This is a genomic window from Nocardiopsis alba DSM 43377, assembly GCF_000341225.1.
Lineage (GTDB): Bacteria > Actinomycetota > Actinomycetes > Streptosporangiales > Streptosporangiaceae > Nocardiopsis > Nocardiopsis alba.
On the sequence record NZ_ANAC01000013.1, the window covers coordinates 113,958 to 126,102 of the forward strand.

The window sequence follows — 12,145 nt, forward strand, 5'->3', positions numbered from 1 at the left end:
CTGGTCGTATCTCTTATTCCACCCCGCCGAGGGGTCCACGGGACGCGGGTTTAATATGCATTTCAGATACCAATTATCTCTGCCGGGAACACCCGTCCCGGTCTAGGAGGAAGCGTGCTCTCCACCGAGTCCGCGGCCACGATCCGCGCCACCATCCCCGTCGTCGCCCAGGAACTGGACGCGATCACCTCCCGCTTCTACGACACGATGCTCGGCGACCGCCCCGAGCTCCTCGACGGCCTCTTCAACCGGGGCAACCAGGCGAGCGGTGAGCAGCGCCGGGCCCTGGCCGGGTCCATCGCGGCCTTCGCCACCGCCCTGATCGACCACCCCGACGAACGCCCGGACGCCCTCCTGTCCCGTATCGCGCACAAGCACGTCTCCCTCGGAGTGACCGAGGACCAGTACGTGGTCGTGCACAAGTACCTCTTCGAAGCGATCGCCCACACCCTCGGCGAGGCCGCCACCCCCGACGTCGTCGCCGCGTGGGACGAGGTCTACTGGCTCATGGCCGGGGCCCTCATCGCCCTGGAAGCGCGCCTGTACGCCGAATCCGGGCACACCGGTCGCGACGTATGGCGCCCCTGGACGGTGACCGAACGCCGCGAACAGACCCCCGACGCGGTCTCCCTCACCCTGGAGCCGGGGGACGAAGGGCCGGCCCCCGACCTCCTGCCCGGCCAGTACGTCAGCGTGCGGGCGCTCATGCCCGACGGCGTCCACCAGGCCCGCCAGTACTCCGTCTCCGGATGGAACGGGGAGCGCCGCCGGATCACCGTCAAGCGTCTGCGCGCCGGGGAACGGAGCCCCTCCGGCGAGGTCTCCACCCTGCTGCACGCCACCGCCGCCCCCGGGGACACCCTCATGGTCTCCGCGCCGGCGGGCGACGTCACCCCGGCCGACGGCGACCATCCCCTGGTGCTGATCTCCGCCGGGATCGGCTGCACCCCCATGGTGGCGATCCTGAACCACCTGGCCGAACGGGGCGCCGAGCGCCGCGTCGTGGTCCTGCACGCCGACCGCTCACCCCTCGATCACGCCCATCGTGAGGAGATCGCCGAACTGATCGACCGTCTGCTCGGGGCCGAGGGGCACACCTGGTACGAACGGGACCACCGGGACGCGGCCGTCGACGGCGTCGAGGTACACCCCGGAACCCTCGACCTGGACCCGATCGAGATCCCCGAGACGGCCGAGGTCTACATGTGCGGCCCACTGCCGTTCATGCGCGAGGTCCGGGCGGGCCTGCTCCGGGGAGGCCTCCCCGCCCGTCGGGTCCACTACGAGGTCTTCGGCCCCGACCTCTGGCTCGGCGAGGGGTGAGCGCGGGGGCGGCCCCGCAGCGGGGCCGCCCGATCCGTCGCCTCCGGGAATGGCCGACTTCGGTCGGGAACGGTACGGAACCGAGCCCCGACACTCGACCGGGCGCTCCCCGTTCCGGGCATACTGACCTCTATGTCCCCCTCCGAGAGCTCGGTCTTCGTGGGCCGCGCACGCCACCTGGACCATCTCCTCACCGACGCCCGGCGGGCCCTGTCGGGGGAGACCCGGACGACCCTGCTGTGCGGGGACGCCGGGATCGGCAAGTCACGGCTGCTCACCGAGTACCTGGAGTGCACCCCCGTGGAGCGGACCGCTCTGGGGGCCTGCCTGGAGCTGGGGACGGAGGGCATCGCCTACGCCCCCTTCACCGCCCTGGTCCGCGCCCTGTCACGCGGTGGCGAACGGCCCTTCGACGACGTGGGGCTGGCCGGTCTGCTCCCGGGTGAGGCCGGGGGAGACGGTCTCCCCTCGACGGACGACAACGGGCGGGCCCGGCTGTTCGAGGCGGTGCTGACCCTCCTGGAGGAGCGTGCCCGCCCCGGCGGACTCGGTCTGGTGGTGGAGGACCTGCACTGGTCCGACGCCTCCACCCGCGACCTGCTGGTCTTCCTGCTGCGCAACCTGCACACCGTTCCGGTCCACCTCGTGGTCTCGGTGCGCGTCGACGACCTGCACCGCACCCATCCGCTGCGGCCCCTCCTGCCCGAGCTGGAGCGGCTGCCCCGAGTGTCCCGACTGGACCTGGGTCCGCTCTCCCGGGAGGAGGTCGCGGAACAGGCCGCCGCGCTGGGCGGATCCCCGCTCAGCGGCACCGACCTGGACCTGATCCACGAGCGCAGCGGCGGCAACCCCCTGTTCGTCGAGTCCTTCGTGGGCGTCGCCGACGGGGCCGGGGTCCCCGACGGGCCGCGCGAACTCCTCATGCGCCGGGTCGAGCCCCTTCCCGACACCACCCGCGAGGTCCTGGGGCTGGCCTCGGTCGCCGGAGACCGGGTCGACCACGCCCTCCTCGCGGCGGTGGCCGAACGCTCCGGGATCGGCGAGGACGAGCTGGACGAGGCCCTGCGTCCGGCGGTCGACGCCCGGGTGCTCACCGCGACCGACACCGGCTACGTGTTCCGGCACGCCCTGCTGGCGGAGGCGGTCGAGGGCGACCTGCTGCCCGGGCGGCGGATCCGCGCGCACCGCCGCTACGCCGAGGCACTGGAGGCGGGGGTCCCCGGGCTGTCCGGCGCCACGACCGCCTTCCACCTGGCCCACCACGCCTACGCGGCGCACGACCATCCACGCGCCCTCGTCGCCTCCTGGGAGGCGGCCGGACGGGCGCTCGTCTCGGCGGCCCACCCCGAACACCTCGATCTGCTCGAACGGGTCCTGGAACTGTGGGAATCGGTGCCCGACGCCGCCGAACGGCTCTCCCTGCCCCGCAGCGGGGTCCTGCTGCGGGGCTGCCTGGCCGCGCAGGTCACCGGTGACCTGCGCCGCGCCGTCGACCACGCCACCGAGGGGCTCGCCGACCTCGACCCGGAGACCGACCTCGAGACGTCCGCCCGTCTGCTGGTGGCGCGGGCCCGCGCCTACAAGGACCTGGGCCGTACCGCGGCCCTGGACGACCTGCGGGCCGCCGCCCGGCTCCTGCCGGAGGGCCACGTCGAACAGGCCGCCATCACCGCCGCCACCGCCTCGGTGCTGATGCTCCAGGGGTTCGAGACGGAGGCGGAGGAGTCCGCGCGGTCCGCCGTCCGCCTGGCCCGGTCGGTCGGCGATCGGGCGAGCGAGGCCGACGCCCTCGTCACCCTGGGCACCCTGCTGGAGGCGGTTGACTCGAACGAGCCGGAGGAGTTGCTCCGCGAGGGGATCGGGATCGCCCGGGAGACGGGTGAGGTCCAAGTGGAGCTGCGCGGACTCAACAACCTGGCGAGCAACATGCATCGGCGTCTGGAGATCGAGCGCGGCCTGGAACTGTCGTGGGAGATCCTGGAGCGCTGCGCCGAGCTCGGGATCCTGCGCAGTCAGGGCGGCGGTTACGCCAACGGGGTCGCCCTCTACCTGATCTCCCTGGGCCGGGTCGAGGAGGCCGAGCGGGTGTTGGCCGACCATCCCGCCGATGAGGACCTCATCGCCGCCCGCCGACAGGGGCTCATGATCCGGATCCACATGGCGCGGGGCGATTGGGAGGGCGTCGAGAGGGCCTTGGCCACGTTCGTCCGTCTGCTGCCCCGCGACCGCAGTTCGGCGATGGAGTACCTCACCCACTACCACGGCCGGATGCTCCTGCTGGTGAACGGCCCGGAGCCCCGACCGGCCGAGGCCGCGCGCCTGTCCTTCGAGGGTGAGGAGGACATCGGGCTCATCGGCAACACCCGCCACGCCTACCACGACCTGTTCGTATGGGCCGAACTGGTCGACCTCCTGCGGAACCGCGCCGACCCCGGGGACACCGAGCTCGCGGAGAGGCTGGCCGGGTTGTTGCTGGAGGTGTTGGAACGCGAGGACCGACCGACCACGCCGGCGGCCCGGCTCGGACGGCACCTGGCCCTCGGATGGTTGGAGACCGACCCGGCCACGGCGCTCGAACACTGGGAACGGGCCCTGCCCCTGGCGGAGCGGGCCGACGTCATCACCCGGATGGACGCCTGGTCAGGGGCCTTCCGCGATCTGCTCGCCCTGGGACGGAGGGACCGGGCGCGGGAGATGCTGGAGCGCGTCGAGGGACTGCACGGGCGCACCGAGCTCGGTCTTCCCGGGCGGATCGAGCGGATGCGGGCCGCCCTGACCGCCTCCGCTCCGGAACGCGCGGTTCCGCCGGCCGGGTTGACGTCGCGTGAGGTGGAGGTGCTGGTGGAGGTGGCCCGGGGGCTGAGCAACCGTGAGGTGGGGGAGGCGTTGTTCATCTCGCCCAAGACGGTGAGCGTGCACGTCACGAACCTGATGGCCAAGTTGGGCGTGGACAACCGGACGGCGGCGGCCGCCAAGGCCCGCGAACTCGGGCTCGGGTGAAAACACGGCCGAGGCCCCGCCGAACGGGTTCGACGGGGCCTCGAAGACCGACCTCAGAGGGTGGGCAGGTAGCGCTGTAGCTCGTAGGGCGTCACCTGGCGGCGGTAGGAGTTCCACTCCGCCTTCTTGTTACGCAGGAAGAAGTCGAACACGTGCTCGCCGAGGGTCTCGGCCACGAGCTCGCTGTTCTCCATCAGGCGCAGGGCCTCGTCCAGGCTCTGCGGGAGCGGCCTGATCCCCAGCGCCCTGCGCTCGGCGTCGGTCAACGCCCACACGTCGTCCTCGGCGCCCGGGGGTAGCTCGTACCCCTCCTCGATGCCCTTCAGCCCGGCGGCCAGGATCACCGAGTAGGCCAGGTAGGGGTTGGTGGCGCTGTCCAGCGAACGGATCTCGATCCGGCTGGAGTTGGACTTGCCCGGCTTGTACATGGGCACCCGGACCAGGGCGGACCGGTTGTTGTGCCCCCAGCAGATGTAGGCGGGCGCCTCGCCGCCCATGCCGGCGGAGGCCGCCGGGTCGTCCCACAGCCGCTTGTAGGAGTTCACCCACTGGTTGGTGACGGCGGCGATCTCGTCGGCGTGTCGCAGCAGTCCGGCTATGAACCCGCGCCCCACCTTGGAGAGCTGGTACTCGGCGCCGGGCTCGTAGAAGGCGTTGCGGTCGCCTTCGAACAGGGACAGGTGGGTGTGCATGCCCGAGCCGGGGTACTCGGTGAAGGGCTTGGGCATGAAGGTCGCGTACACGCCCTGCTCCATCGCGACCTCCTTCATGACCAGTCGGAAGGTCATGATGTTGTCGGCGGTGGTCAGCGCGTCGGCGTAGCGCAGGTCGATCTCCTGCTGGCCGGGGCCGCCCTCGTGGTGGCTGAACTCCACCGAGATGCCCATGGCCTCCAGCATGTTGATCGCGTTGCGACGGAAGTCGTGGGCGCTGTTGTGCGGTGTGTGGTCGAAGTAGCCGCCCGAGTCGTTCGGTTCGGGGAACTCCCCGTGCTCGGGGAACTTCTTGAGCAGGTAGAACTCGATCTCGGGGTGCGTGTAGAAGGTGAAGCCCAGATCGGAGGCCTTGCCGAGCTGACGCTTGAGCACGTGGCGCGGGTCGGCCGGCGAGGGCGAACCGTCGGGCATGAGGATGTCGCAGTACATGCGAGCGGTGCCGTGCGGTTCGTTGCGCCAGGGGAGCACCTGGAAGGTGCCGGGGTCGGGTTGGGCGAGCATGTCGGCCTCGTAGACCCGGGCGAACCCCTCGATCGCGGACCCGTCGAAACCGATGCCCTCGGAGAAGGCGGCCTCCAGTTCGGCCGGTGCCACCGCCACGGACTTGAGGTACCCGAGCACGTCGGTGAACCACAGCCGCACGAACCGGATGTCGCGCTCCTCCAGCGTGCGGAGCACGAATTCCTGCTGTCGATTCACGATCAACCTTCCTCGATGCCGGTCGGCCCCGGTTCCGGTCCGTCGACCTTGGAGCCCTACCGGACACGTCGTCCGGAACCAGTCTGCCGTGCGGATGTTTCCGGGGTGTTTCCCGAGCGTCCTGCCCGGTCCGTCCCCCCGCACACGCATTATGACCGTTGATCGAGGGCTCGCGGACCACACCGTGCCGAGGGCGTCCTCGGGGGCGGTGCGCGGTCCGCGAGCCGGTGGGGCGGGGCCGCGCCGCTCAAGGCGCTTCGGGTGTGATCCGGCGGAAGAGGGTGTAGTCGGCCCCGCCCTCGAAGGTGTGGCTCTCGACCCGTGCGAAGCGCGCGGGGTCGAAGGCGGCGCCCTCGAAGAGGGGGCGCCCGTGACCCGCGACGACGGGGTAGCGCTTGATCATGAGTTCGTCGATCTCGGGCAGGAGGGTGCCGGCGATGCGGGGGCCACCGACGACGCAGATGCCCAGGGGGCCGTCCTCTCGCTTGAGTTCGCGAACGGTCTCCAGGGGGTCGCCGGCCACGATGGTGACGTTGGGATCGATGTCGGTGGGCAGGGAACGGGAGAAGACGTATTCGCGCATGTGGTTGTAGGGGCTGGTGATGCCCTCGTCGAGGGCGATCCGATAGGAGCCGCGGCCCTGGAGCATGGTGTCGAAGTGCTTGTTGGGCACGTCCAGACCGAGGTGGACGCGTGCGGCGGTGGGCAGGAGTTCGGGGTACTCCTCGACGTGGAAACGTCCGTTGTCCCCGAGGTCGCCGCCGGGGTCGGGCGCCTCGTAGAAGTCGTAGGAGCCGTCGGGCCCGCAGGCGTAGCCGTCGATCGAGACCGCGACGAAGTAGGTGAGGGTTCGCATACATCTCCTTGAGAGAAAGGGGTACTTCCGCGGCCGGTTGACCACTATGGTTGAAGTACTACGGATAAAGTACTCCATGCATAGTGGTTTGGCAACGGAAAAGACCCGAGGAGAGGAAGAACCATGGTCAGGAACCCGGAACGACGCGCCGCGCTGCTGGACGCCGCCATCGCGGCCCTCGCGGAGGAGGGCGCCCGAGGACTCACCTTCCGTGCGGTCGACACCAGGGCGGGGGTGCCCGCGGGCACCGCCTCCAACTACTTCGCCGACCGCGACGACCTGCTCGCCCAGACGAGCGTGCGCACCTACGAACGCTTCATGCCCGGACAGGCCGAGTGGGACGACGTGCTGGTCGGCCCCCGGGACCGCGCCAAGCTCGTCGAGGTCATGCGCGCCACGATCACGCGCATGGTCTCGGACCCCGAGGTCTACCTCGCCACCCTGGAACTCCAGTTGGAGGCCACCCGCCGCCCCGATCTGCGCCGTGACCTCACCGCGCGGGTCCGCGCCGACCTGGACGCCAACATCGCCTTCCACGAGGAATCGAGGATGCCGGGCGGCCGCGACACCGTCCTGATCCTCTACCTGGCCCTGAACTGGATGGTCACCGAACACCTCACCCTGCCGGGGGTGCTGGCGCCCGAGGGCGACCTGGACACCCTGGTCGCCCGGGTCGTGGAGGGGATCGTCCTGGACGCCCCGTCCTCCGACGGCGACGGCGCAGGGTGAGTCAGGCCACCCCGAGCCTTCGGGCGTGGGCTCCGGCGGTGGCGCGGTTGGGGACGTCGAGTTTGGCGAGGATGTTGGAGACGTGGACGCTGGCGGTCTTGGGCGAGATGAACAGGGCCTCGGCGATCCTCGCGTTGGTGGCGCCCTCCGCGAGCAGCCGGAGCACCTCCGTCTCACGGGCGGTCAACCCCGCCGGCGTCCTCGGGGCCGGGGCCTCGTCCGAGACCCCGACCCCGAGCCTGCGCGCCAACCCCTCGGCGGAGGCCGCCAAGGGGGACGCCCCGCACTCGACGGCCGTCGCGTACACCTGACGCACCCGGCACACCGCCAGGTCGCGGTCGCGGGCGGCGCCGACCTCGGCCTCGCGCAACCGGGCCCGGGCCAGGTACAGCGGCATGGGAAGCGGCTCCCACGCCTCCACGGCGCCCTTCCACAGCGGACCCGCGTCATCGCCCACGGTCTCCGCGACCAGGGCGGCGATCGAGGCGGAATAGGCGGGCATGATCGAACCGACCACGTCCGTCCGTTCCGCCACGCTCAGCACACGCTCGGCCACCTTCGGATCGTCGCCCTGACGCGCGGCCTCGGCCATCGCCTCCAGCAACGGCCAGGTGTAGCCGGGGAACCTCTCCAGGGCCGTCCGGTCCAGGAGCGTCCGGGACAGGTCCAGCGCCTCCTCTGGATCGCCCTCGGCCAGGGAGGTGTCCACCGCGGCCAGGGCGTGCAGCTGAAGGACGTTCATCCGATGGGCGTTCAGCATGCTCCGATCTCCCTTGGACCCCGTGGCCCGACGGGCCGCCTCCAGGTCGCCCTGGGCCGCCGCGGCGCGGGCCTGGACCGTCAGGACGCAGTGCACCCGGACCCGCTCGGTCGCGGCGGTCACCGTGTGGTCGGACAGCTCCCGGGCCTCGCCCAGACGCCCCATCTCGAAGAGGATCTCCGCCACGTTCTGGTGGTTGAAGGCCCGGTGCACCGACGCCCAGCCCAGCCGGTCGTGTCGGGCCAGGGAGCTCCGCAGGACCTCCATCCCCTCCTCGTGCCGGCCCAGTTCTCGGAGATGGTGGCCGAGGTTGCCCGCGCCGCGCGCTTCGAGTATCGGGTCGGTCAGCTCCACCGCGCGCAGGGTGCCCCGCTCCATGAGCGGGCGGCCCCCTTCGACGTCGCCCTCCTCCATGAGCAGACCGCCCAGGACGATCAGGGCGTCGACCTCTCCCCGGGGATCGGCGGTCTCCTCCCGAGTGGCCACATCTATGGCACGCTCGGCCAGCGCGCGGGGGCCGAGCCCGGCCCTGAGCAGTCGGGTCAGCAGCCGTTGGTCGGGGGTCTCCTCGCGGTCGGCCCGTGCCAGACGGCTCTCTTTGGCGAGAGCGGCCAACAGCCGCGCGTACCCCGGCATATGCGGCGGATGCATCTCCAGGGCGCGCACCAGGTCCGGCAGCCCACCGTCCCGCACCCCCTGGGACAGGGCCTGGCCGCGTTCGCGGAGCAGGACCGCCCTGAGCATGCGGGTCTCATCGTCCTCGGGTTCCTCGGGCAGTTCGGCCAGGGCCGTGTCCAAGAGCTCCAGGGCCCGCTTCGGGCGTCCCGAGTCCAACGCGGCGCCCGCGGCCCGGTCCACGACCTGGGCACGGGAGCGGTTCTGGACCCGTTCCCGCGCGTCGGGCACCCGGTCCCACAGGTCCAGGACCCGTTCCACCATGGCCAGCTCCTCGTCGAAGGCCAGGGCCTCCCCGGCCCGGACCGCCGCCCACCAGGCGGCCTGGAGCGCTCGCGGCAGGTCGTGGGCGGCCTGGTAGTGGTGCGCCTGCTCGGCGGCGCGGCGCTCCGAGGGGACCGTGTCGGGATACTCGTCGATCAGTTGGGCGAACCGCAGGTGGAGGCGGGAGTGCGGCCCGGGGAGGATCTCCCCGTGGACGGCGTCGCGCAGCAGGGCGTGCCGGAACCGGTAGTCGGTCCGCCCCGCGCGCAGCACGTTCGCGTCGACCAGGACGCGCAGAGCCGCCTCCAGTTCCCGTTCGGGGAGACCGACGGCGTGGTAGAGCGTCTCGTGTTCGACACCGCCGCCGATGGCCCCCGCCGCGACCGCGTGCAGGACGCTCCAGGCCGTCTCGTCGAACCGGTGGAGCGGTTCCAGGAGCAGGTCGCGGAAGTGGTCCGGCAGGTCGGGGTCCTCTTCGGTCGGGCAGGTCTCGGCCGAGGCCAGGGCCTCCACGTACAGGGGGACCCCTTCGCTGCGCCGGTAGAGGGAGTCGATCTGGGAGGGGGTGAGATCGTCGCCCCGGATCGCCCGGGCCTGGGCGGCCACCTCCTCCCGGGTGAGCGGTTCCAGATGGATCCGTCCGACCCCGGGCAGGCGTTCGAGCGCGGGCAGGAGACGGCGCAGCGGGTGGGAACGGTGCAGATCGTCGCTGCGGTAGGTGCCGATGATCTGTACGCCGGGGCGGTCCAGGTTGCGGACGAGGAAGACCAGGAGGTCGCGGGTGGCCCCGTCGGCCCAGTGCAGGTCCTCCAACACGATGGTGACGCCCTCTTCCCCGCCGAGACCGCCGAACAGGCGCAACAGCTGTTCGAAGAGGATGCCCCGGTTCTCCCGTCGGTCCCGCGGCGCCTCGCCCAGTTCGGGCAGGAGCCGCGCGAACTCGCCGATCCCTCCCGGGGCCGCGGTCTCGAAGACCTCTCGGCCGAGGTCGCGCAGGACCTGGCGGAGCACCGCGGTGAAGGGGGCGTAGGACAGTCCGTCCTCGCCCAGTTGCAGGCAGGCTCCGGCGAACACGGCGCCCCGGGTCCGGGTCTCGACGAACTCGGAGACCAGACGGCTCTTGCCGACCCCGGCCTCGCCGCCGACCAGCAGCGTCTCGGAGCCGCCGGAGCGGGCCCGTTCGGCCTGGTCGGCGAGGAGGCGGAGCTGGTCCCGGCGGCCGACGAAGACAGGGCTGATGTCGGAGATAAGGGGCATGGCGCCCATTATGCTCTCCGGGTCCGTCGTTCCGGGCGACGGCGGTCACGCCTCTCCTGCTCACGCAGTCGACGGGCGCGCCGCGCGAGTTCGGCCTGGCGGAGACGCTCGTCGCGCAGGGCGTGGGCGTTGGCGGAACGAAGGTCGTCATAGGTCATGGGGTCCCCCTCGGATGTCGCGGGATCGGTGCTCTTCCGACCCGCTCACGACGATGCCGCTGAGAACCCCGGGGCCACATGGGGAGAAATACCGCTTTCCGCGGGCGCGATCCGTGAGCCGGGCGCCCCCGTCTAAGACCTCCGTGAGATCTCCTAAGACACCCCGAGCCCCCGGGCCCATCCATCATGCAGAGGCATAACAGGTGGCCTTTCCTGATATGAGGGGCATGTCGGCCATTATGACCCCCGTTTTCACGGTGAGTGGTCGGCCACCAGGGGGCCCGGTCCATCGAGATAGAGGTGCGGGGCGTGTCACCACCCCCTGGAACGGCGTGACCCGTAGTTGTCTGTTGGTGTCACAGCGTGGATACCAGAGAGGTACGGGATGACGCCGGACGGTTTCGGGAACGGTGGCGGGCGCGTCGACGCGCGGGGATCGGGGCGCGCGAGGGCGAGCGCGGTCCTGGGGGCGGCGGCCGTCCTTCTGCTGTCGTCCGCCCCGGTGGCGGCGGACGGCGAGGGGGGCTCCTCGGAGGCGACGCCCTCGGAGTCCGGTGCCGAGGCGACGAGCGTGGCCCTGTCCGGGGACGCTCCCTCGCCGATGCCCGGCGAGGAGTTCGTCTACCGGGCGACGGTGACCAACGACGGGGCCGAACGCGCCGAGGGGGCCCTCCTGGCCCAGCACGTTCCCGCCCCGCTGGAGGTGGTGGAGGTCGGCCAGGACGGTGTATTGGAGGAGGGGGTCGCCAACTGGCGGATCGACCTTCCCGCGGGGGAGGAGGCCGTGCGCACCGTGCGGGTCCGGGTCTCCGAGACGGCGCCGGCCGACGCCAGGGCGGTGAGCACGGCCTGTCTGCTGTTGGACCGGGACGAGGAACCGACGGCCTGCGCGAGCGAGACGCTCCTGATCGCGGAGCCGACGATGTTCTCCCGGGTGGGCGACGTGTTCGACCGGGACACGATGATCCGCGCGATGGGCGCGGGCGCGTTGATGTTGCTGGCGTGGATGTTCTGGCGCCAGTGGGGCCCCGCCGCCCGCCGCGCCTGAACGGGTGTCCGATTCGTTACGTCATGGGGGACGCTGTGGCGGACGTGAAAACTACAACGCGTAGTAGTGTGTCGGCATGGACATTCTCTACTCGGTGCTCGTCTTCCTGCACATGATCGGCCTGGCCGGCATCATCGCCGGTTTCCTGATGCAGTTGATGACCGACAACGTCAAGGCCACCAAGGTCATGCTGCACAGCTCCCTGCTCCAGTTCGTCACCGGTCTGCTGCTGGTCGGCGTCGCCGAGATGGGCGACGTGGCGGAGATGAACCACATCAAGATCGGGGTCAAGCTGGTCGTCGCCCTGACGGTCGTCGTGGTCGCCGTGCTCAACCAGCGCAAGCCCGCGAAGAACCTGGCGATCACCGCCGGGGCGCTCGCCGTCCTGAACATCGCCGTGGCGGTTTTCTGGTAGGAGCCGAGGGCGCCGGTAGTGTCCTGGCCGGATCTTCGCCGGGGGCGGGTCGGATTCCGACCCGCCCCCGGTTTTTTCGTGCCCTCGTTCCGGTTCATCTTGCTGACATCTTGCGGAAAACTTGCGCTTGTTTTCGTTGAGGTCATCGGTATCGCGCGGATGAAGGGGAGGTGAAGGGCGGTTCCCAGGGGGAGATCTCCGTGTTACCTTCGTCACGCTCACGCAAACTCTTGCAAGTACTGCAA

Annotated in this window: 9 protein-coding genes; 5 read left to right on the plus strand and 4 right to left on the minus strand. The window is 70.9% G+C overall.

Annotated features, from left to right (window positions below; all coding sequences use genetic code 11):
• Positions 1 to 114: 114 nt before the first annotated feature.
• Together D451_RS0115215 and D451_RS0115220 are read left to right on the plus strand one after the other, a co-directional pair.
• The gene (locus D451_RS0115215) at positions 115 to 1,323 is read left to right on the plus strand and encodes a globin domain-containing protein (protein WP_017535083.1); all 1,209 of its coding nucleotides are present in this window, start codon (positions 115 to 117) and stop codon (positions 1,321 to 1,323) included.
• A 132-nt stretch (positions 1,324 to 1,455) separates the two neighbouring features.
• Complete coding sequence (locus tag D451_RS0115220; RefSeq protein WP_017535084.1) at positions 1,456 to 4,323, plus strand: helix-turn-helix transcriptional regulator; 2,868 nt, start codon at positions 1,456 to 1,458, stop codon at positions 4,321 to 4,323.
• 53 nt (positions 4,324 to 4,376) lie between these two features.
• Here the strand turns inward: D451_RS0115220 and D451_RS0115225 are convergent, their stop codons facing one another.
• Positions 4,377 to 5,738: a glutamine synthetase family protein gene (locus tag D451_RS0115225; protein ID WP_014911719.1), complete on the minus strand. Its 1,362-nt coding sequence runs from the start codon at positions 5,736 to 5,738 to the stop codon at positions 4,377 to 4,379.
• 247 nt (positions 5,739 to 5,985) lie between these two features.
• Positions 5,986 to 6,594, minus strand: coding sequence for a dihydrofolate reductase family protein (locus tag D451_RS0115230; protein ID WP_017535086.1), 609 nt, complete (start codon positions 6,592 to 6,594; stop codon positions 5,986 to 5,988).
• A 123-nt stretch (positions 6,595 to 6,717) separates the two neighbouring features.
• Here D451_RS0115230 and D451_RS0115235 point away from each other — a divergent pair, with 123 nt between their 5' ends.
• Positions 6,718 to 7,323 (plus strand): TetR/AcrR family transcriptional regulator, encoded by a 606-nt coding sequence (locus tag D451_RS0115235; protein WP_017535087.1) that lies wholly within the window; start codon positions 6,718 to 6,720, stop codon positions 7,321 to 7,323.
• Position 7,324: 1 nt separating this feature from the next.
• Here the strand turns inward: D451_RS0115235 and D451_RS0115240 are convergent, their stop codons facing one another.
• Both D451_RS0115240 and D451_RS28285 read right to left on the minus strand, forming a co-directional pair.
• Complete coding sequence (locus tag D451_RS0115240; protein WP_017535088.1) at positions 7,325 to 10,288, minus strand: helix-turn-helix transcriptional regulator; 2,964 nt, start codon at positions 10,286 to 10,288, stop codon at positions 7,325 to 7,327.
• A complete protein-coding gene (locus D451_RS28285; protein ID WP_017535089.1) occupies positions 10,288 to 10,437 on the minus strand; it encodes a hypothetical protein in 150 nt (49 codons plus the stop codon). Before D451_RS28285 ends, D451_RS0115240 begins: the two co-directional genes overlap by 1 nt.
• Before the next feature lie 385 nt (positions 10,438 to 10,822).
• On the opposite strand from D451_RS28285, the gene D451_RS0115250 reads away from it, so the two are divergent.
• Together D451_RS0115250 and D451_RS0115255 are read left to right on the plus strand one after the other, a co-directional pair.
• Positions 10,823 to 11,485 (plus strand): COG1361 family protein, encoded by a 663-nt coding sequence (locus tag D451_RS0115250; protein WP_017535090.1) that lies wholly within the window; start codon positions 10,823 to 10,825, stop codon positions 11,483 to 11,485.
• Positions 11,486 to 11,561: 76 nt separating this feature from the next.
• Positions 11,562 to 11,900, plus strand: coding sequence for a hypothetical protein (locus D451_RS0115255; RefSeq protein WP_017535091.1), 339 nt, complete (start codon positions 11,562 to 11,564; stop codon positions 11,898 to 11,900).
• Positions 11,901 to 12,145: the final 245 nt, after the last annotated feature.